We start from the raw sequence: 21,877 nt of genomic DNA, 5'->3' as shown, positions 1-21,877 counted from the left end.
TGTGCGCCGTGGTTACGGGGCTGCCGCGCCGCTACTGTCGAAGTCACGTGACATCCCTTGAGGGCCCCGTACCGTAATCACTGAGGCACCCGACGGTGATCAACCACCTCCGCAAGAGCGGCGCCGCTCCCGGCGCCAAAGAGGAGCCACGTGAAGGCCATCCGTCGATTTACCGTACGTCCCGTTCTCCCCGAACCCCTCCGTCCGCTGAGCGATCTCGCGCGGAATCTGCGCTGGTCGTGGCATGCGGAGACACGTGAACTCTTCGAGTCCGTGGATCCGGGGAGGTGGGCCGACTCGCAGGGCGACCCGGTGCGGCTGCTGGGCAGCGTGCCGTCCGACCGCCTGAGCGAGCTCGCCCGGGACCAGCAGTTCCTGCAGCGGCTCGGCGCCGTCGCCGCCGACCTGCAGGACTATGTGACCGGCGACCGCTGGTACCAGCAGCAGTCCGCCGAACTGCCCGCCGCCATCGCCTACTTCTCACCCGAGTTCGGCATCACCGCCGCGCTGCCGCAGTACTCGGGAGGGCTCGGCATCCTCGCGGGCGACCATCTGAAAGCGGCCAGCGACCTCGGCGTACCGCTGATCGGGGTCGGTCTCCTCTACCGGCACGGCTACTTCCGGCAGACGCTGTCGCGCGACGGCTGGCAGCAGGAGCACTACCCCGTCCTCGACCCGAACGAGCTGCCGGTCAGCCTGCTGCGCGAGGAGGACGGCACACCGAGCCAGGTCGAGATCGCCCTGCCCGGCGGGAAGTCGCTGCGCGCGCACATCTGGCTGGCCCAGGTCGGCCGCGTACCGCTGCTGATGCTCGACTCCGACGTCGAGGAGAACGACCTCGGCGAGCGGGACGTGACCGACCGGCTGTACGGCGGCGGCAGCGAGCACCGGCTGCTGCAGGAGATGCTCCTCGGCATAGGAGGTGTGCGGGCCGTCCGGACGTACTGCCGGCTGACCGGGCACCCGGAACCCGAGGTGTTCCACACCAACGAGGGGCACGCCGGATTCCTCGGCCTCGAACGCATCCACGAGCTGGCAGGTCAGGGGCTGAACGGCCCCGGCCTGGACTTCGACTCCGCCCTGGAGGCCGTGCGCGCCGGCACCGTCTTCACCACGCACACGCCCGTCCCCGCGGGCATCGACCGGTTCGACCGCGAGCTCGTCGCCCGCCACTTCGGGCCGCACGCCGAGCTGCCCGGCATCGACGTCGAGCGGATCCTGCGGCTCGGCATGGAGACCTACCCCGGAGGCGAGCCGAACCTCTTCAACATGGCGGTCATGGGGCTGCGCCTCGGCCAGCGCGCGAACGGCGTGTCGCTGCTGCACGGCCGCGTGAGCCGCGAGATGTTCGCCGGGCTGTGGCCGGGCTTCGACCCCGAAGAGGTGCCCATCACCTCCGTCACCAACGGCGTCCACGCCCCGACCTGGGTCGCCCCGGAGGTCTTCCGGCTCGGCGCCCGGCAGACCGGCGGCCGGCGCGCCGAGGAGGCGCTCGCGGTCGGCGGCGCCGAGCGCTGGGACACCATCGCCGGCATCCCCGACCAGGACATCTGGGACCTGCGCCGCGTCCTGCGCGAACAGCTGGTCACCGAGGTGCGCAAGCGGCTGTACACGTCTTGGCGGCAGCGCGGCGCCGGCACGGCCGAGCTGGGCTGGATCGACAGCGTCCTCGACCCGGACGTACTGACGATCGGCTTCGCGCGCCGCGTCCCCTCGTACAAGCGCCTGACGCTGATGCTGCGCGACCGCGACCGGCTGATGGAGCTCCTGCTGCACCCGGAGCGGCCGATCCAGATCGTGGTCGCGGGCAAGGCGCACCCCGCGGACGACGGCGGCAAGCGGCTCATCCAGGAGCTCGTGCGCTTCACCGACGATCCGCGCGTGCGCCATCGCATCGTCTTCCTGCCCGACTACGGCATGGCGATGGCGACGAAGCTCTATCCCGGCTGCGACGTCTGGCTCAACAACCCGCTGCGGCCGCTGGAGGCCTGCGGCACCTCCGGCATGAAGGCGGCGCTGAACGGCTGTCTGAACCTGTCCGTCCTCGACGGCTGGTGGGACGAATGGTTCAAGCCCGACTTCGGCTGGGCCATCCCGACCGCGGACGGCTCGGGGATGGACACCGACCGGCGCGACGACCTGGAGGCGCAGGCGCTCTACGACCTGCTGGAGCAGCGGGTCACACCCCGGTTCTACGAGCGCGGCCCGGAGGGCCTGCCGGACCGCTGGATCGACATGGTCCGCCAGACGCTGACCCAGCTCGGGCCCAAGGTGCTGGCCGGGCGCATGGTCCGGGAGTACGTGGAGCGGCTCTACGCACCGGCCGCGCGCGCCCATCGTGCGATGGACCCGGAGTCGGCGCGTGAGCTCGCCGTGTGGAAGTCCCGGATGCGGGGTGCCTGGGGTCAGGTGGCCGTGGACCACGTCGAGGTCTCGGCCGCCTCCGCGACCGCCGAGCTCGGGTCCACGCTCGGTGTACGGGTCCGGGTCCGCCTCGGCGACCTGCAGCCGGACGACGTCGAGGTGCAGGTCGTCGCGGGCCGCGTCGACTCCGAGGACCGCATCGCGGACGCGTCCGTGGTCCCGCTGAAGCCTGCGGGCGGCCCTGACCTCGAGGGCCGCTGGGTCTACGAGGGGCCGCTCTCTCTGGACCGCACCGGGCCCTACGGATACACGGTGCGGATCCTGCCGTCGCACCGGTTGCTGGGGTCGCCCGCCGAGCTCGGGCTGGTGGCGGTGCCGTCGGAGGCGACGGGTGAGGAGGCGGGGGTTCTGATGAGGTGACGGCTCCGGAGCGTGCCGCACCGGGCGTACGCGCTCGGGTGCGGCACTTCTCCGGGGACGTGGTCGCCTCGCCCCGGCGTGGGGGTCCGCTGTGCCCACCCGTTCCGCCCTGGGGGGCACCTCCCAGCGTTAGCTGGGGGAGGAACGACTGCCCACAGCGGCGGGGGCGCGTAGCCGTCAGCCCGTCTGCCGCAGCTCCAGAATCGGCTCGCCCGTGGCATCCCCCTCGGGCGGGCCGATCAGCGCGGAGAACGTCTCGGTCGTGACGAGCAGGCCGGCGTCGGTGTGCTCGAAGACCGGTGCGAACGGCTCGTCGGTGTGGGCGGGACCGTAGCGGACCGCGAAGACGGTCAGCCCGTCCGGGGGGGTCGGCACCGGCTCGGCCTCGAAGGCGGTGGTCGCGACCGTGTGGCGCCAGCCGGCATCCGGGTTGCCGTAGCCGCGCGGGTCGGCGGCCAGCCGGAAGGCCGCCTGCTCCTGGGTCAGCCCGATGGTGTCGGGTGAGTTGAAGTAGGCGGAGGAGTCCGTGCCCGGCCAGTCGGGCGTGGTGACCGCGATCCCGGCGGCGCCGGTGACGGCCAGTCCGCCCGCGTGGAGCGTGCCGTCTGTGGCGACCCGCACCGCCCGCTCGGCCAGATCGAGACCCGCCACCTCGAGCAGCTTCGCCAGCCGCCCGTCGGTCTCCGTCGCGTACGGCAGACCGGCCAGCAGGAACGGCTTGCCCTCCGACCGGTCCAGGTCCAGGGCGACCGTCAGCCACAGGGACGTCCCGTCGGTCACGTACAACGACTGGGTGTGGACGAGGACCTGCGCGGCGCTGACCACCGGCTTGGTGACCAGCTTCGCCATGAGACCGGGGGCGGAGGCGTCGCGCGTCCGAACCTGGCCCATCGGACGGGTCAGCAGGAAGGTGCGCCCGCCGGCCAGCCGTACGGCCGGTCCGATGCCGTGCTGGCGGTCGGCGGCCGCGGGCAGCAGCAGCGTCCCGGCGGCCTCGATCAGCGACGGCGTCAGCACGTTGTCGAAGGAGACGGAGACGCGGGCGCTGCGCAGCTGATGGCGGACGGGAGAGGTACGCGGCGTCCGGTACCAGCGTGTCGTGTCCTGCGCCTGCCACACCAGCATGAAGGCGAAGTGGCCGTCCACGGCGCCGTCCGGACCGGCGGCGTGGTAGCCCCACCGGGTGTCACCGCGGTAGCGGCCGAGGTCGGCGCGGATACGGCGGCTGAAGAGCCGCAGTCCCAGGACCGCCTCGAAACCGCAGTGCTGCTCGCTGTAGCGCGGCCCGCCGACGTCATAGCCGCAGGACGACAGCCGCGCATCGATATAGCGGGCGATGTCGTCGCCGTCCTCGACGAACACCTGCTCGCCGCTGACCCGGTAGGCCTGGGCGAGGAACGACAGCGAGATGGGGCCGTAGTTGTTGTCGTACGCGCCGCCGTGCTCGGCGGGCAGCAGCGCGCCCCGGTCGGGCAGCCGGCGGGAGCGGATCTCCTCGGTGTACAGGCGCATGGCCGTCTCGCGGACGCCCTCCGCCTCCGCGCGGGGGAGGTGCCGGGCGAGCATGAGACCGCCGACCACACAGCCGATGGCCTGGTTGGTGGCGTCCTGCGGATTGAAGAAGGTGACCTCGGTGAGCCAGCGCCAGTAGCCGCAGGCCAGTTCGGTCAGCGCGCCCAACTGCTCGCCGGACAGCAGGTCCTGGCCGATGTCCAGCAGATTCACGGCCTGGAGCAGCGCCCACACCGTGCTCGGCCAGTCGCCGATGGGGTGTTCGCCATCGCCGAGTACGTAACGGGCGTACGGCGCACCGGAGTTGCGCAGGCGCAGGTTCGGGTAGCCGGGGTTGTCCGCACGGAACACCCGTTCCCGCAGGTGGAAGTCCACGCTGCGGGACACGGCCTCGGGGAGCCGGTCATCGCCGGTACGCCGCCACGCCAGCGCCAGCAGCGAGGAGATGCCGAGCGAGGTGTCGCCGATGTCGTCCGTGCAGCCGGGGCGTTCGAGGTTGCCGTCGGGGGTGATCCGGTCCAGGGCCTCGGCGGCGACGCGTGCCAGCACGGCGTCGTACGCCTCGGGGCTGTCGGGCAGGTCGTGCAGGGAGGTGCGCTGGTGCGGGAGCAGCACGGGGATCAGCCCTTCATGCCTGAGGTGGCCATGGTGTCGGTCGTCGGGGTCACACGACAGGTGCGGGGCGGCGGGCGCGCAGTGCGACGGTCAGTGTGTGCGGGCCATGTCCACCAATGTAGACGCGGTTCCCGGTCGTGGCATCGGTGCCGCCCACCACGGTGTAGTCCTGACCCGGGTCGTAGCGCAGTACGTCGCTCCGGTCCGGCCCGGCAAGCGGTTCGCCTGCCTCGACGCCGGCCTCGACACGGATCTCGTCGTCGCCGACCCGGTAGGTCATCGGCCCGGTCGTCAGGCACCAGCGTCCGTCGCCGATCGGTACGGCGCCCTCTGGCACGCCGCCCGGCCGGAAGGTCAGTTCGAGGGCCCAGGGCACCCGTGGTCCGCTGATGTCGATCCGCAGGTCGGCACCGTCCTCCCTCAGGTCCACCTCGACGCGGGTCGTGTGTGAGACCTCGTCCCGAGGCCGGTCCGGGAAGGCCATCGCGGCCGAGAAGCGTCCCTCGTCCGCCATACGGTAGGCGCCGTCGTCCCGTCGCCGGTCCGGCGGGAGCGGCTGGTAGTAGGCGGCCGTGAGGGTTTCGGTGAGCCGGTACCGGTTGTCGGCGAGCTGTTGCATGTCGGCTGCGCGGAACGGGCCCAGGTCGAAGAACCCCCGCGAGAGGCGGACCGCGTCGAGGACGGCGTCTCCGGCGAACAGGCGCAGGAAGGTGGGATTGCAGGCGAGGCCCGAGCGGATGCGCCGGTGCTCGGGCACGTCAGAGCCGCCGTACACCACCGTGTGCGCGCCGGCCGAGGCGCGTGCGGCGAGGCGCGCGGTGGTGATGTACCGGTCGCGCGGAAGTGTCTCCGCAGCCGGTGTCGGCAGGGCCCGGCACAGGTCCGGGGTGAGGAGGGTCTCGGCGAGCAGGTCGGGGTCGTCGATGCCGCCGGTGGCCGCCAGCTGCGCCGCCCGGCTGAAGTCGCCACGGCCGGTGCGGATCGCGAGCAGCCGGTAGTGCGGCAGATAGGGCGCCAGCGGGAACGGGTGGTTCTGGTCCTGCCGTCGCGAGTGGACGGTCTCCACCGTGCCGTCCGGCCTGATGAGGTCCAGGGTGGTGGCGAGATTGCGTTCGACGGCGTGCAGCAGGTCGACGCGGCCGAGGACGCCGGCCAGCAGCAGCAGTGAAGGGTTGGACACGTGGGCCGCGTAGTTGGCGCTCCGTTCCGAGTACAGGCCCTCCGCGTCGATGTCGACGCCCTCGGAGAGCCACTCCTCGACGCGGTCGAGCAGCCGGTCGTCGGGGAACGACCGGTGCAGCCGGGCCAGCGCCGCGCACAGCTCCCAGCGGTGGTTCGGGGTGTGCACCCCACCGGTGAGGAGACTGCCGGAGGCGGCGTCGGCGATCTCGGCGAGCGCGGCCGTGACGTCGCGCAGTTCGGGCCCCGCACCGGCGGCGAGGACGTGCGCGTCGCACACGTCGTTGACGGTGAACGCGGAGTCCGGCGGTGACTGCACGTTGTCGCCGCCGGCGAAGAGGCCGGTGGTTGTCTGCGAGGCCCGGAGGGCGCGGAGGTGGGTCATCGCGGCTGCGATGGCCTGACTGCTGCCGTGCAGTGCCGAGTCCGGGGACCGGTACGCCGCGACCAGAGTCTTCACCCGGCGTGCCAGAGCGCGGTGGGGCGCTCCGGCGGGTTCCTCGTCGGGGCCGGCCGCCAGCGGGGCGGCCAGCCGGTCGGCGGCGCGGGCCACCGCGCGGACGAACTCGTGGTCGAGCGGGGTGGGCAAGGTCAGTCCTTCAGTCCGGCGTTGATGTCGGCGTTCATGACGTAGCGCTGGAAGACCAGGAAGACGGCGATCAGCGGGATCATGGAGATGACCGACGCACCGAGCAGGACCGACCAGTTGATGTTCTGCGCGCCGACGATGCTCTGGATGCCGATCTGCACGGTGAACTTGTTGGGGTCGTTGAGCATCAGCAGCGGCCAGATGTAGTCGTTCCACCGCCACTGGAAGGACAGGATGGCGAGGGTGAGCATGATGGGCCGGGAGATCGGCACCATGATCCGCAGGAAGATCGACAGCTCACGGGCGCCGTCGATGCGTGCGGCTTCCACGAGTTCGTCGGGAACCGTCAGGAAGAACTGGCGGAACATGAAGCACCCGGTCGCGGTGAGCACGGCCGGGAGGATGATGCCGGCGAACGAGTTGTAGAGGCCGAGGTCGCGGACCACCAGGAACGACGGGGCGAGCATGACCTCGCCCGGCAGCATCGTGGTGGCCAGGATGCAGAGGAAGAAGGCCTTGAGCCACCTGTTGTCGTACTTGGCCAGTGCGTACCCGGTGCAGCAGCTGACTCCCACCGTGAGGATCGTCGTGATCACGCACACGATGGTCGTGTTGATGAAGTACTGGGAGAAGTTGGCGCTGTCCCACGCTGCCCTGAAACCCGACAGGGTGGGGTTGCGCGGGACCAGCGTCAGCGGATAGGAGAACAGGTCGCTGGCCGGCTTGAGGGAGCTGAGGATGAACCACAGCACAGGCAGTCCGTACAGGCACGCCAGGATCCACAGCAGTGTCGTCGCGGGCACCGCCCGCCGGAGCCCGCCGCCGCCCGCGCTGCGGGGCGGCTTCTTGGAGACGGCCCGTCCTGGATCGGCGTCGACCGGGCGTGGCATGTCTGTGGTTGTCATCGGTTCTCCACCCGCCGGTTGACGATCAGCTGGATGATCGCGACGGCCATCAGGATGAGCATGAGCACGAATGACGCGGCGCTCGCGTAGCCGATCTGGCCCCGTTTGAAGCCGGTCTCGTAGATGTACTGGACAAGCAGGTTGTTCGACGATCCGGGTCCGCCGTTGTTGAGGGCGACGAACACCGGGTATTCCTTCATCGCGTTGATCGTGTTGAGCAGGATGACGATGAACGAGGTGGGCGCGATGCTCGGCAGCGTGATGCTGATGAACTGGCGCCACGGACCGGCGCCGTCGAGCGAGGCCGCCTCGTAGTAGGACACCGGTACGTTCTTGATCGCCGCGATGAACAGCAGCATCGTGAAACCCGTCCACATCCAGGATGCCGCCATCACCACCACCAGCAGCGACAGGTCCGCGTTCGACTGCCACGGAACCTCGCCTCCGCCGAGCTTCTCGATGACGTAGTTGACCAGTCCGAAGTTCTCACCGAACAGCCACCGCCACAGGACGCCCACGACGATGGGCGACAGCAGCCACGGAATGAAGAAGATGACGCGGGCGACCGACGAGCCCTTGGCGTGCTTGTTCACCACCAGGTTGGCGGCGAGCAGCGAGAGCGCGAAGTTCAGCGGGACGAAGAGGACGGTGTACATCAGCGTCCGGGTCAGCGCGTGGTAGAACGTGGAGTCCCCGAGCAGGTTGTCGTAGTTGTCCAGTCCGATGAACTGGAACGCCCCCACACCCGTGTAGTTCGTGAACGAGTAGACGAGCCCGATCACCGCCGGCCAGACGAAGAACAGCGAGAAGAGCACGACATTGGCCGCGATGAGCACGAGCGGCGCAAGGGTGTACTTGCTGCGTCTCCTGGGCGGGCTCGCGGACACGTCCGAGGCGCGTTTTGTCATCTTCCTGACTCCGTGCTGGTGGATTGGGTTCCTGTGGGCTCACGCAATGAGCCCGGCATCGGCCGGGCGCCCAGGCCGGGCGGCGGCGTCTGGACTCCGCCGCCCGGCGCTCTGGCCTACGCTCAGCCGCCGACCTGCTGGTTGTAGCTGGCCACGATGTTCTCCAGGGCCTTGTCGGCAGACTGCTGGCCGTTGATCGCCTTGCCGAGCTCCGTCTTGGTCGGGTCCTCGGTGAGGCTCTTGCCCTTCAGCACCCAGTTGGTCTGCGCGCTGTTGAAGTAGCCGGAGATCGGGTCGTAGAGCGGGATCGACTCGTTGTACAGCTTGAACGCCGCCTGCGCAGCCTCGGACTTGAAGGGGTACTTCGGGTTCAGACCGCTCTCGACGGGCAGGAACCCGGACGCCTCACACAGCTCGCGGTAGTGGTCCGGCTCGTACAGCCAGGAGAGGAACTTCTCTGTGGCGGTGGCTGCGGCGCCGTTGTTGTTGAACCCCACCACCAGGCCGCCGCTGTTGACGTCGCTGGCCTGCACCGGCTGGGCGGGGGTCGGGACGCTCGCCCAGTCGAACTTCTTGATGCTCTCCGCGAAGGCGGGAACCTGCCACACGCCGGACCAGTAGGCGACCACGTCACCGCTCTGGAACATGGCGGACGGGTCGGCGCCGCTGGTCCACACCGACTTCGGCATGGTCTTGTCGTCGTTCAGTCCGACGAAGTAGTTCACGGCCTTCTTGGTCGCCGCGTCCACCGAGAACTTGCCGGAGGAGTCCGCGTGGACGTACTTCCCGCCCATCTCGTACACCATGGCGCGAAGGCGCGACGGCGACTGGTCGAACGTAAGGGAGTACTTGGCGTTGGTCTTCTCCCGGACCTTGTTCGCCGCCTTGATGAACTCGGTCCAGGTCCAGGTCTTCTGGGGCGAGGTCGGGAAGGAGACGCCGGCCTTCTTGAACAGCGTCTCGTTGATGAACAGGCCGGACGCGGTGATGTCCGAGGGGATGGACAGCACCTTCCCGGACGAGTCCTTGGCGACGAAGTTGGCGTTGATCTTGTTGCTCTTGTTGTTGGCGATGGAGCTGAGGTCGATCAGCTTGTTCGACCAGATCGGGTCCAGCGCCGGCACGGCCGCCACGTCGGGCAGCGAGTTCGCCTGCGCGGCGTTGTGCAGCTTCGCCGTGTAGCCGTCGTAGGGGATGTTGACGAGCTTGATGCTGACGCCGGCTTCCTTCTTGTACTGCGCCACCATCTTCTTCCAGCCCGCGTCCTGCCCCGGAACCGTGGAGATCCAGAACGTCAGCGACTTGGCGTTCCCGCCCGAGTCGGAGCCCGACCCGCAAGCGGAGAGCAGCAGGGCACCTGCCGTGGCCACGGCAGCGAGGGGAACCATGCGGCGTATGCCGCGGCCGAGTCGGCGGGAGCGCCGCACACCCACACTGATCATCTTCGATCCCTTTTCGTCGGAGCGGACCGAGCACGGCGCCGGCCGCTGGAAGTAGCAGGTCCCCGTTGCCTACCCCTGCGATGGAGCGCTTCCGCGGGCCGCGGCCTCGCCCGGCCGCACCGCTTGAGTGGGTTGAGGTCCCGATTCACTCGCTGCCTCGCAGCGGTGGTACGAGCACGCCCTCGTACGGGACACCTCACCCGAACCGGAGTCCCGCCGGTTGCGGTAAGCGCTTGCCCGGGACCCTGACAGATGGGGCGGGGCGGCGTCAATGTCCTGTCATAGTGCCGAGGGTCACGGTTCGGACTCGCGGCTTCCGCACAGGGCCAGGGCGTCGGGGAGGCACGGGCTACGGCGCCGGCCGAGGCGCGGGCTGGGGGCGTGCAGCGCCGTGGCCGTGGGGCGTGGTGCTCGGGGGCGGGCGTGGTGGGGCTGGGGATCACGGCGGGGTGCCACGGGTCGCGGACCGGGCCGGGCCGAGGTCAGGCCGGGGCGCCGTCGGTCACCGCCCGGACGCCGCGGGCCACGGCGAGGCGGGTGGCGCCCACCACCGTGCCGCTGCTGCCGAGCACGCTGGACACCACCTCGGTGGGCCAGCTGAGGCGGTCCAGCTCCGCCCGCACACCAGGCAGGATCTGCGGGTTCGCGCCGATTCCGCCACCGAGCACGATCAGGCCCGGATCGAGTACGGCGGTCACGGCCGCGGCCAGCCGGCCGACTTCCGCGGCGTGGCCGTCGACCATACGGCGCGCGGTGGGGTGGCCGGCCGCGGCGAGCGCGAAGAGTTGCTCGGCCGACTCAGGGCGATGTCCGTCGTCCGCCTGCCAGGACGCCTCGGCCCGGCACAGCAGCGAGCGGGCGCCGACGTACTCCTCCAGGGCCTCGGGGTTCGCACGCTGTCCGTCGGCCCACGGGTAGGGCAGCCGGGCCACCTCGCCTGCGGCACCGTTCGCGCCGCGCAGCACCTGGCCGCCGATCACGATGCCCAGGCCGATGCCGTAGCCGACCTGCAGATAGCCGAAGCTGTCGCGGCCGCGCGCGGCACCTTCGTGCAGCTCGGCGAGCGCGGCGCAGTTGACGTTGTTCTCCACGTGGACCGGTACGTCCTCGGGCAGCCCGAGGGCGTCGAGGGCGGAGGCGATACGGGCGGTTGCGGGCCGGGGGCCGGGGGCGGGGCTGGACCTCGTGCCCTTGCTGCCGTTGGCGGGAGCGGCAGCGACGTCGGGGACTGCGACGACGGCGGCGCGGAGCGGGCCCGTACCGACGCCCGGGCCGCTCAACTGCTCGAGGACGGACCGTACGGCGTCGGCCGGTCCAATGCCGTCGTCGGTGGTCCGGACGGCGAGGACGGTGCCGGCCAGCGCGCAGCCCCGTACCTCGGTATGGGTGGAGCCCAGGTCGATGGCGAGCACCGTCCCCGCGGCGGGGCCGAGGCCATAGACGGCCGCGGAACGGCCGGTGTTGCCGTGCGCGGTGCCCGAACGGGCCGCGAGACCGGCGGCCTCCAGTTCGGCCATGGCGGCCGAGACGGTGGGCTTGGACAGGCGGGCGAGTTCGGCGAGCCGGGGGCGGGTGGCCTCGCCGGACTCGGCCAGCACGGCGAAGACGGCTCTGGCGCTGTCGGTCAGTGACGGGGTGCGGGCAGCCGGGAAGCCGTTGTCGCGGCGTGCGCCCGCACCGCGCCTGCTGTCGCCTCTGGCGCTGAAGATCATGTGTGGTCCCTGTGGCTGGTTGTCGACGACGCTGTCCGGGCCGGCCGGCGATGAGGCCCTATCGGGCTTCTTCTGCAGTCCCTTGACGCAGCGTACTTCGTTAGTTAATTTCCTAACGAACCCGTGGCGTACGCCCGCCACGCTCACCGAGGTCCGTCCCGGGGCCTCCCGACCGACCATCCGTCCGTAGAACAGTTGACCCTGTCACGGTTCGCCCGCCGTGCGCAGCATGTCCCAGGCGGCTGCTGCGATGCGAACAAGGCGAAAGAGGCTCCGTGCAGGTCTCCACACCATCCGCGCAGGACTCCACGGGGTCCGTGCATGACTCCACCGGGTCCATGCAGGGCGGCCCCGCGCCACTTGTCCCACTCGTCGTCGGCATCGACGTGGGTGGCACGAAGACCCATCTCCGCGCTTGCTCGGGCACAGACGTCGTCGTCGACACCGTACGCCCGAGCACCGGCTGGCGGCCGCACGATCCCGGTGAGGCCGCAGAGTGGCTCGCCGGGCTCCTCCGGGAGGCCCTGCCCGGGGACGCCAGACCCGCATCCGTCGCCGTCGGCGCGCACGGCTGCGAGTCCCCGCGTCAGGGCGCCCTCCTCGAACAGGCGCTCGGCGCCCATCTCGACGCGCCGCGGCGCATCGTCAACGACGCCGAACTCCTCGTCCCCGCCCTCGGCCTCAAGCAGGGCGTCGGTCTGGTGGCGGGCACCGGCTCCGTCGCCGTAGGGCATCTCGCCGACGGGACGCTGGTCCAGGTCGGGGGCTGGGGCGCCGTCCTCGGCGACGAGGGCAGCTCCGCCGGGATCGTGCGCGAGGCGGCACGTGCCGTCTGCGCCGCGCACGACCGGGGCGATCCTCCCGATCCCCTCGCCCGCCAGCTGCTCGCGGCCTTCGGGGTGGGCGAAGTCCCGGCGATCGGCGCGGCGCTGGAGTCCGCGTCCGACGTGTCGGCGGACTGGGGCCGGCACGCCGACGCCGTTTTCAGCGCCGCCGCAGCCGGCTCCGGCCTCGCCCACGATGTGATCGCCGCGGGAGGGCAGGCGCTGGCCGCGCTCGTGACACGGCTCGCCGACCGCGGGGCCGCAGTGAACGACGTCGTCGTGGCCGGCGGAGTCATCCTGAACCAGGCCGCCCTCTACAGTGCACTCGATGACGCGCTCGGCCGGGAGCTCCCCGGCACCCGACTGCACCCGCTGCGTGTGCCGCCCGTCGAGGGTGCCGTCGAACTGGCCCGCGCTCTGCTGTAGCCCGCCGCCCGGACGCACCCCCGCCGTGGGCACCCCACGGACCCCCACCGGACGCACCAGCCGCAGGGCACACCGCCCGTGACGTACGACCGGTGACCAGCCGCCCTTGATCAGCCCGTACAGCCACCGAAAGGCCCACGCCAGCATGCGGATCAGCGACGTCCGGTCGACCGATCTCTTCGTCGGTACGCAGCAGTCCCCCCGCCAGGTCGTACGCGTCACTCTGCAGGGCGGGACCGGTCCCGTACGGGTCCGGGTCGAGGGGCCGACCGTCAGCACACCGCAGCCCGAGCTGATCACCGCACCCGGTCCGGGGCGGGAGGCCGTCGCCGAGGTCGGGGTCGTCTTCTCGGCCCCGGCTGCCACCGGTTCCGTGCACCGGGTCACCGCGATCGTGGAGCCGGCCGAGGGTTCCCTTGCGGGTTCCCTCGGCACGGGGAACTCCGGCGCACGCGACGTCTCCGGCACGAATGAAGGGCCGCTCGCCGGCCGCTGCACCGCCGAGGCGACCGTCACCGTCGAGGACACCGGCTGGACCATGTGGATGGTCTCCCACTTCCACTACGACCCGGTCTGGTGGAACACCCAGGCGGGCTTCACCGAAGTCCGCCACGAACTCCCCGACTTTCCCTGGGTGGACCGGCTCCGCCCGCCCCACGTGCGCAGCGCCTTCGACCTCGTACGGGCCCACCTGGACTCGGCCCGGCACGACGACGACTACCGCTTCGTGCTCGCGGAGATCGACTATCTCAAGCCGCACTGGGACGCCTTCCCACGCGACAGGGCCGACCTGCGCCGCTTCCTGCGCGACGACCGGATCGAACTGGTCGGCGGCAGCTACAACGAGCCCAACACCAACCTCACCCACCCCGAATCGACGATCCGCAACACCGTCTACGGCATCGGCTACCAGCGGGACGTACTCGGCGGTGATCCGCGTTCCGGGTGGCTGCTCGACGTGTTCGGTCACGACCCGGCGCACCCCGGGATCATGGCCGACGCCGGGCTCGACTCCAGCGCCTGGGCGCGCGGCCCCTTCCACAACTCCGGGCCCATCGGGCACACCGGGGACATCGCGCGCATGCAGTTCCCCAGCGAGTTCGAGTGGATCGCGCCCAGCGGTCGCGGCGTCCTCACCCACTACATGGGCGCGCACTACACCGCCGGCTGGGCCATCCACCGGACCGACTCGCTCGAGGCCGCGATGGTGGCCGCGTATGACCAGTACGCCCAGTTGAAGAAGGTCGCCGCCACGCGCAATGTGATGCTGCCGGTGGGCCACGACCACAACGTGCCGTCGCGCTGGTGCACCGAGATCCACCGTGAGTGGGCCAAGCGCTATGTCTGGCCGCGCTTCACGATGGGCCTGCCGCGGGACTTCTTCGCGGCCGTGCGGCGTGAGGCGGAGTCCCCGTCCCGCTCGCATACGACGAGCGTGATCACGCCGCAGACCCGGGACATGAACCCGGTCTTCACCGGCAAGGACGTCTCGTACATCGACACCAAGCAGGCGCAGCGGGCCGCCGAGACGGCCGTACTCGACGGGGAACGGCTCGCCGCCCTCGCAAGCCTCTTCGGCGAGCGCTTCCCCAGCGAGGCACTCGACAAGGCGTGGCGCCTCCTCGCCTATGGTGCGCACCACGACGCCGTCACGGGAACCGAGTCCGACCAGGTCTATCTCGATCTCGCCGACAACTGGCGTGAGGCGTACGAACTCGGCGACCGGGTGCGGACGAACGCACTGGGGCAGCTCGCCGCCCGCACCGACACCCGCGGCAGCGCACACACGCCGGGGCGGCCCCTGCTGGTCGCGAACACCCTCTCCTGGGAACGGGACGGCCTGGTCATCGTGGACGGTGCGGCACGCGCCGAGGTCCGGGACGAGGCCGGGCGGCCCGTGCCCTCGGTCACTGAGGGCACCGCTCTCTCCTTTTTCGCCCGGGGCGTACCCTCGCTCGGCCACCGCGTCTACCAGCTCGCCGAACCGGACACCGCTGGCCGGACCCCTGCCGGCTGGGCCCTCGTCCCCGATGCCACGACCATCGAGAACGAGATCTTCCGGATCGAGGCCGACCCCGCCCGCGGCGGTGCGCTGAGCCGCATCACCGATCTGCGCACCGGCCGCGAACTCCTCCGCCCGGGCGGCCTCGGCGGCGAACTGACCGTGCAGGACGAGTACACGACCCACCCCGTCTGGGGCGAGGGTCCCTGGCACCTGCTCCCCAAGGGGCCCGGCACGGGCACCGGCACCCGGCCCGCCACCTCCGTACGCGTCGAGCACTCCGCCGTCGGCGCGCGGATCACCACCGAAGTGCGCCTGGACACCCTGCGGTTCACGCAGACGGCCACCCTCCTCCACGGCAGCTCCCGCATCGACTTCCGCACCCGCGTGGACGGCTCCATCGGCGAGGACCGGCTGCTGCGGGTCCGCTTCGACCTCGAGCTGCCCGGTACGCTGCCGGTCTCCGAGGTCGGATTCGCCGCGATCGGGCGGCCTTTCGGCTTCCCGGAGACCGACACCGCCGAGCACCTGTGGACGCTGGACAACCCCGCACACACCTGGGCCGGGCTCTCCACGACCGCGCGCATAGCCCTGCACCCAGCCGACTCGGCCGACTCCGCCGACTCCGCTACCAGTGACGGCAGCGGGCGCGGCACGCTGTCGCACGCCATCGGTGTCGCCGAAGTGATCGCCCCCGAAGACCATGATGTACGCCCCCTCCTCGCCGCTCTCGTCGCCCAGGGCGTGACCGCCACCTGCACACGCCCGGACGGCCCGCGCCACGGCTCGCTCGACGCGGACTCCAACCTCCCCGACATCAGAGTGGCACCCGGCACTGACAACGCCTTCGCCGAACGCGTCCTGGCCGCCACCGGAGCGGACGAAGCCGCCTACCGGGCGGCCCTCGGCGCCCACGGCCGCGTCTTCGTGGCCGCCGGCCGCACCCGCCGCCAAGCCTGGGCCCCCGGCGCCGACCTGCGCGGCCCGCGCGACCTCCCGGTCCTGATCGTCAGCGACACCGACGCCCTCACCGCCGACCTTTCCGACGCGGTGATCGACGTCCCCGTGCCCGACGGCCTGCCCACCTCGGCCGAACCCGCCGACGACTATTCCGCCGCCCTGGTCAACCACGGCACCCCCGGTTCCGTCGCCACCACCGACGGCACCCTCTACCTCTCCCTCATGCGGTCCTGCACCGACTGGCCCAGCGGCGTCTGGCTCGACGGTCCGCGCCGCACCGCCCCCGACGGCAGCAGCTTCGCCCTCCAGCACTGGACGCACGACTTCCACTACAGCCTCGTCGCCGGACCGGGCGACTGGCGCCAGGCAGGCTTCGTACGCGCCGGACGCGAGGCGAACCATCCCCTGCTCGCCCTGCCCACCACCCCCTCCGACGGCGAACTCCCGCCGCGCGCCTCCCTCCTGACCGTCGAACCGGCGAACGTCGTGCTCTCCGCACTCAAACCGCGCGGCAACCCCATGGCCTCCGGCCTCCCCGGCGACACCGACCCCGCCACCGACGGCCTGGTCATGCGCCTGTACGAGTCCGAGGGCCGGCCGGTGACTGCGCGGGTCCGCCTGCACGGCGGACACGGCGGGTTCACGGCCGGTGAGGCCACGGACCTGCTGGAACAGCGCACGGTACGACCGCTGACCGCCGAGGAGGACGGTTCGCTGAGCGTCGGCCTGGCGGCGGCGGACGTCGCGACGATCGCGGCCCGCCCGGGCCTGTCCGGCCGCCCGGGCCTGTCCGCCTCCGACCCGGCCCCGTCCCGGTCGGACCGGCCCACATCGGAACCCGATGGCGGCGGCCCGGCCCGCGAACCCGTCCAGCCCGTGTTCACCCGCTACTGGCTGCACAACACGGGCCCGGCCCCCCTCGGTTATCTCCCGGTCAGCCTCCGCCTGGAGCGCACCCAACGGCCCGGCGAGGGTGGTGAGGGCGGTGAGGCCGGAGAGGCCGGCGAGCCCGCGGGCAGCACGAAGAGCGAGTCGTGTTCAGCGGGAGTCACCGAAACCGTACGCATCACCGTCGCGACCTCCGCCCTCCCGGCCAGGGGCACGGTCTCCCTGTGCGTCCCGGCGGGCCTCACCGTGGCAGGGCACGCGCCACTCCGGTACGACCTGGCTCCGGGCGAGTTCGCGGAGTTCGACATCGCCGTGCGGCCGGAGAAGGGTGCGGCCCCGGGCACGTACTTCCTGGCGGCCCGCATCCCCGACGGCATCGGCCAGATCCTGGAGGACGCGCTGCCCGTCACCGTCGGCGGAGGCTCACCGGTCGCTCCCTTCGGCATCGACCTCTCCCACCCCGCCCCTGATCGCCTCGTCCTGCGCCTGACCGGCCATGCGCTGAGCGAAGTCCGCGGCGAGGCCCGCATCATCAGCCCGTACGGCACGTGGGGCGCCCCCGGCGACGCCGTCGCGATCACGCCCCGGATCCAGGGATTCACCGTGTCCCCGGGAGCCGTGACGGAACTCCACTACGCCGTCACGCACCGACCCGGCGACACGAGCGGCAGCGGGGAAAGCGGCGGCGACTGGTGGGCGCTCGCCAAGGTGTCGGCCTTCGGCACCGTCCAGTACTCAGCCACGGTGCCCGTGACGGCATCTCCCTGACGGCAAGGGCACTGCGCCGCTCATCGAGAAGACCCGCAGATGCGGCGCAGCACCGCACCACACCGCCGGGCGTAGGCGCGCTGGAGGCCCCGGACCACCGGGCCTCCCGCGCGCACCCACGGCTTCGCCGGGCGGCTGAACGCCGTCACGGTCAGCCAGACCGTGCCGTCGCCTGTCCGCTCCACGACGAACGACTCTTCGCCGCGCTCGGGATGCCCGGGCAGCGTGCCGTACGCGAAGCCCGCGCGGTCCTCCTCCTCGACCGTCCAGACCACGCGGCACGGCGCTTCGATCCATCCCAGGCCGACCGTCACGTCCACGCCGGGCCTGGCCGCCTCCGCGGCCGCGTCGACGCTGACGCCGACGGCCCGGTGCATCTCCCAGGACAGGACGGCCCGCGCTGCCGTACGGAACACATCCGCGCCCGCACCGACGCGCGTCCGTACCCGCACGGGGTGGAACCCGGCCGGACACCTGCCCTCGCGGGTCGCTCCCACGTCCTCGTAGGTGAAGGCCATGGATTCAGCGTAGGCCGGGGCCCGACACCCCCGCCGTCCCCGGCCTCGGTGCCGTATGCCCGTATGACCGGCAACGCGCTCCTACCGCCCTACCGCTGGAGCTCCAGCACGTCGGCGACCACGCAGCTGACGTTGTCGGGACCGCCCAGGTGGTTCGCCAGCTCGATGAGTTTCCTGACGGCCCGTTCGGGCTCACTGATCACCGTGACCAGTCGCTGTATGTCTTCGGCGGGCACGACGGTGGACAGGCCGTCGGAGCAGAGCAGATAGCGGTCCCCGGGGCGTGCGTCGTGCAGGCGCATGTCGGCTGTGGAGTCGGCTCCCTGCGCGAGGGCTCGTATCAGCAGCGACCGCTGGGGGTGGGAGGCGGCTTCTTCCGGACTGATGCGTCCTTCGTCGAGCATGGACTGCACCATGGTGTGGTCGTGGGTGATCTGGAAGAACTCTCCGTCGCGCAGAAGGTAGGCGCGGGAGTCCCCGATGTGCACGAGCGCCAGTTGTGATCCGGTCCAGAGCATTGCGGTGAGCGTGGTGCCGGCGTCGTCCGGTGAGGGGCCGCCCGCGGCGATGCCGTACACGGACTGTTTGGCCTGCTCGACGGCGTCTTCGAGGGCATTGAGGAGATCGCCCGCACGGACGGCGTCGGATTCGAGGCGCTTGAGCGTGTCGACGGCGGCGGCGCTCGCGGGGGCACCGCTTCGCCCGAAGCCGTCGGCGACGGCGAGCAGGCGGGAGCCGGCGTAGGCGGTGTCTTGGTTGCTCTCGCGCACCAGGCCGGCGTCGGACAATGCGGCGTAACGGATTTCCAAAGGCTCGACGGTCGGGGACATGGCGGGGTCCTTCCGGGACAGGTGGTCGATGAGGAAGGCGGCCAGGTCCCGCCGTGCGGCGGTGTCGGCCTCGACCTGAGCCCAGAACGCGCGGATCTCCTGCGCCGCCGCGGCTGCCTCCAGCGCGCAGACGAGCTGGATGCGGGCCAAGGGCATGCCCAGGCGGCGGAGCCAGGCGACCAGCCGGGCCTGGTCCAGCTGTTCCGGCGCATAGAGCCGGTAACCGGTTACCGGGTCGACGCGAGCGGGGGTCAGCAGGCCGAGCTCGTCGTACAGACGCAGCGCCTTCGGCGACAGCCGGGACGCCTTCGCGAACGCCCCGATGGTCAGCAGCCCCATGCTCGCTCCTCCTCATGCCGAGCGGGTCGCCCGGCCCCACCGATGCTGTGGCCTCCCCCAAGGTGAAGGTCAACCGGCCCGGTGACACCGCCACGGTATGACAAGCGTCAACTCCCCTACGTCAACGGTAATTTGGGTGCATCAAGAGCAGTACGACACACCCACGGGGAGCACATGGGCGCGGAGCAGGTCGAGACGATCGAGATCGTGCGAGCCGACGAGGCTCACTTACCGGACATCCTGGCGCTGGCGGAATCCCGGCGGCTGGACGCCGGCGACGCGGAGCGTGCGGAGCGCGAGGGATTCCTCGTCTCCGACTACACGCTCGAGGACTACCGGGCCAGGCTCACCACCGCAGAACACTTCTGGGTGGCGATGAAGGGCACCGAGGTGCTCGGTTTTCTGCTGGCCTACAGCGACCAGCGCATCGAACCGGGCGAATGGCTCAACCACCGGATCAAGACCACGCTGGGGGCCTTCCTCGTCATCAAACAGATCTGCGTTTCGCGCTCCTGTGCGCGCACGGGAGTCGCCTCCCGGCTCTACCACCACGTTCTCGAGCAGTGGCAGGGCACCCCGGTGATCGCCGCGGTCGTGGCCGAGCCGTACAACGCGGCATCGACGCTCTTCCACCGCAAGCTCGGCTTCGAGGAGCTGACGCGGCTGACACCGCCCGACGGCAAGCAGCGGATGGTGTGGGTGTGGCGCAAGCCGCGGGAGGCGATGCTCCAGTCGCAGTACACGGTCGCCATCGACCTCTACAAGCACGAGGACACGACCAACTGGCACAAGCTGAACAACTTCTTCTACATCACCGCCGGTCTGGCTGCCGCGCTCGGTTTCTCGCTCAGCGAGGGCACGTCCAGATCAGGGTCCATGGACTCCATGGCACGCAGCCTCGCCATGATCATCTCGATCATCGGGCTCGCCTCGTCTCTCGCCTTTTCCCAGATGCTGCGTTACGGCCGCCGTTATCTCGACGCCCGCAAACGGGCCGCCATGGAGCTCGAGGAGCACATGGCGTGGCACGGCGGGCAGCGGATCGTGGGCCGTGAGGTGGCCGAGGACGGACACGACTGGCTCAGGAGGTCTCCGACAGGGCTCATCATGATGCTCCTGCCGGCGCTGGTGGCGCTCTGCTGGGCGGCGATGCTGGGCGTGCTCATCGCCGGCTGAGCCCATCCCGGAACTGCATGCCGCGGATTCCGGCCCAGCCGAGACGCACGTCCTGAGCCCGGATGCACATCCTCAGCCCGGACGCACGTCCTTGGCCCAGGTACACGTCCTCAGTCCAGATACACGTCCTGCCACACCATCCGGTGGTCCGAGCTCGGCACCGGTGTCGAGCCGTCGCCCGTCAGGCGGTGGAGCGGGCTGGTGCTCGGCGGCCAGAAGATGCCGTTGTCGCCCGGGACGAGGCCCTTGGACGGGATGACGTGGTCGACGCGGAGGTTGCCGGGGGCGGTGTCGCCGAAGTCGGCCGTGTCGTACGCCGGGTTGCCGGTGTGCGTGGTGTTCGCGCCGCCCTGGAGCTGTGCCGCCTCGACGCCGCCCGCGCTGCTCGGTGGGGTGGCGGCGAGGCGCACCGCGTCGTGGTCGAGGAGCTGCAGGACAGCGTGGTCGTAGCTGTCGCCGTCGTGCGGGTCGGCGTTCAGGTCGCCCGCGATGACGAAGCGGGAGTCGGGGCGCAGGCCGCCGCGGCCGCCCCTGTCGTCGTAGATGTACGCGGCGCGCCCGCGGCCGCCGATGTAGTCGGCCCAGAAGCGGATCTCGTCGTGGTTGCGGCGGCCGTTGCGGTCCTCGGGGCCGTCGAAGGTGGGCGGCGTCGGGTGGGAGACCAGGAAGTGGACCGTGTCCTTCCAACCGGGGCCCAGCCGGACCGGCAGGTCCCAGTGGCTCTTCGAGGACAGGCGCAGCACGGCCACCGCCTCGTCGCTGTAGTAGCCCTCCGGCATCGCGTTGTCCGGCATGTCCTTCCACAGGAAGTGCTGGAAGGTACGGGCCGCGCGGGTGTCCAGCGGGTACTTGGAGAGGACCGCCATCCCGTACTGGCCGGGGAACCAGCCGTACCCGTACGCGTCCTGGCCGTACGCGTCGCTGCCGGGCTCCGTCACCGCGCCGTTCCTGCCGTCCAGGTCGACGCCGGAGGCGACGCCCGTGTTCACCGGGGCGGTGAAGGAGTACGGGAAGCGGCGAGGCGTGGAGCCGTTGTGTCCGACGGAGAGGTAGTTGCGCAGGAAGAGGCGGAGCGCCTCGCCGGTCTCGTCGTAGTCGAACTCGTTGATGAGGAGGACGTCCGGGTTCACCCGCTGGATGATCTCCGCGACGTTCTGTGCCTGCGCGTTGTCGCCCGTCGACAGGTCCTTGACGAGTGCGCCCTGAGTGCCCCGGTTCAGCGAGGCGTTGAACGTGGCGAAGCGTATGGCGCGGCCTCGGCCTCTGGCGTCCGCCTCGGGGCTCGGGGACGTTGCGTACGCGTCGGTCCCGGCCGTGGCGGCGGTCGCGGCGGTGGCAGTGGTCGCACCGGCGCCTGCGAGCGCCAGGCCGGCGAGGCCGGTGAGGGCAGTACGACGGGTGAACCGGTGATGGCGGTGCGAGCTCCGGTCGGACATCGGGACTCCAGCGAAGGCGGGGCGGGATCGCGGTGCTGGCCGTAGTCTGCGCGCGTAGATGAGT

The 21,877-nt window shown here is 71.0% G+C and carries 13 protein-coding genes; 4 read left to right on the top strand and 9 right to left on the bottom strand.

Annotation, left to right across the window (positions count from 1 at the left end; all coding sequences use genetic code 11):
- Nucleotides 1-150 precede the first annotated feature (150 nt).
- On the top strand, nt 151-2,784 hold the full coding sequence (gene glgP / locus STSP_RS02230; protein WP_067271219.1) for an alpha-glucan family phosphorylase: 2,634 nt from the start codon (nt 151-153) through the stop codon (nt 2,782-2,784).
- 177 nt (nt 2,785-2,961) lie between these two features.
- On the opposite strand, the gene STSP_RS02225 is transcribed toward glgP, so the two are convergent.
- The 6 genes from STSP_RS02225 to STSP_RS02200 all read right to left on the bottom strand — a co-directional run bounded on the left by STSP_RS02225 (nt 2,962) and on the right by STSP_RS02200 (nt 11,646).
- Nucleotides 2,962-4,911, bottom strand: a complete 1,950-nt coding sequence (locus STSP_RS02225; RefSeq protein WP_067271217.1) for a hypothetical protein — start codon at nt 4,909-4,911, stop codon at nt 2,962-2,964.
- Nucleotides 4,912-4,960: 49 nt separating this feature from the next.
- Entirely contained in the window at nt 4,961-6,679 is a 1,719-nt protein-coding gene (locus STSP_RS02220; protein WP_067271214.1) for a hypothetical protein, read from the bottom strand.
- Nucleotides 6,680-6,681: 2 nt separating this feature from the next.
- Nucleotides 6,682-7,584, bottom strand: a complete 903-nt coding sequence (locus STSP_RS02215; protein ID WP_067271213.1) for a carbohydrate ABC transporter permease — start codon at nt 7,582-7,584, stop codon at nt 6,682-6,684.
- The gene (locus STSP_RS02210) at nt 7,581-8,492 is read right to left on the bottom strand and encodes a carbohydrate ABC transporter permease (RefSeq protein WP_067271210.1); all 912 of its coding nucleotides are present in this window, start codon (nt 8,490-8,492) and stop codon (nt 7,581-7,583) included. Before STSP_RS02210 ends, STSP_RS02215 begins: the two co-directional genes overlap by 4 nt.
- 122 nt (nt 8,493-8,614) lie before the next feature.
- Entirely contained in the window at nt 8,615-9,934 is a 1,320-nt protein-coding gene (locus STSP_RS02205) for an ABC transporter substrate-binding protein (protein ID WP_067271208.1), read from the bottom strand.
- A gap of 482 nt (nt 9,935-10,416) precedes the next feature.
- Complete coding sequence (locus STSP_RS02200) at nt 10,417-11,646, bottom strand: ROK family protein (protein WP_078066826.1); 1,230 nt, start codon at nt 11,644-11,646, stop codon at nt 10,417-10,419.
- A 338-nt stretch (nt 11,647-11,984) separates the two neighbouring features.
- Here STSP_RS02200 and STSP_RS02195 point away from each other — a divergent pair, with 338 nt between their 5' ends.
- Nucleotides 11,985-12,896: a BadF/BadG/BcrA/BcrD ATPase family protein gene (locus STSP_RS02195; RefSeq protein WP_067271249.1), complete on the top strand. Its 912-nt coding sequence runs from the start codon at nt 11,985-11,987 to the stop codon at nt 12,894-12,896.
- 145 nt (nt 12,897-13,041) lie between these two features.
- The gene (locus STSP_RS02190) at nt 13,042-17,514 is read left to right on the top strand and encodes a glycoside hydrolase family 38 N-terminal domain-containing protein (protein WP_067271206.1); all 4,473 of its coding nucleotides are present in this window, start codon (nt 13,042-13,044) and stop codon (nt 17,512-17,514) included.
- A gap of 20 nt (nt 17,515-17,534) precedes the next feature.
- On the opposite strand, the gene STSP_RS02185 is transcribed toward STSP_RS02190, so the two are convergent.
- Nucleotides 17,535-18,032, bottom strand: a complete 498-nt coding sequence (locus STSP_RS02185) for a DUF1990 family protein (protein ID WP_067271203.1) — start codon at nt 18,030-18,032, stop codon at nt 17,535-17,537.
- An 89-nt stretch (nt 18,033-18,121) separates the two neighbouring features.
- On the bottom strand, nt 18,122-19,201 hold the full coding sequence (locus tag STSP_RS02180; protein WP_067271201.1) for a protein phosphatase 2C domain-containing protein: 1,080 nt from the start codon (nt 19,199-19,201) through the stop codon (nt 18,122-18,124).
- A gap of 174 nt (nt 19,202-19,375) precedes the next feature.
- Here STSP_RS02180 and STSP_RS02175 point away from each other — a divergent pair, with 174 nt between their 5' ends.
- The gene (locus tag STSP_RS02175) at nt 19,376-20,377 is read left to right on the top strand and encodes a GNAT family N-acetyltransferase (RefSeq protein ID WP_067271199.1); all 1,002 of its coding nucleotides are present in this window, start codon (nt 19,376-19,378) and stop codon (nt 20,375-20,377) included.
- A 110-nt stretch (nt 20,378-20,487) separates the two neighbouring features.
- Here STSP_RS02175 and STSP_RS02170 read toward each other — a convergent pair whose 3' ends face one another.
- Nucleotides 20,488-21,813 carry an endonuclease/exonuclease/phosphatase family protein gene (locus tag STSP_RS02170; RefSeq protein WP_078066825.1) on the bottom strand — a complete coding sequence of 442 codons (1,326 nt, stop codon included), beginning with the start codon at nt 21,811-21,813 and terminating at the stop codon, nt 20,488-20,490.
- Nucleotides 21,814-21,877: the final 64 nt, after the last annotated feature.

It is taken from the genome of Streptomyces jeddahensis, from assembly GCF_001642995.1.
In the GTDB taxonomy this organism is placed as follows: Bacteria; Actinomycetota; Actinomycetes; order Streptomycetales; family Streptomycetaceae; genus Streptomyces; species Streptomyces jeddahensis.
The sequence above is the reverse complement of the archived record's forward strand: the minus strand, read 5'-3'. Positions and strand labels throughout refer to the sequence as shown.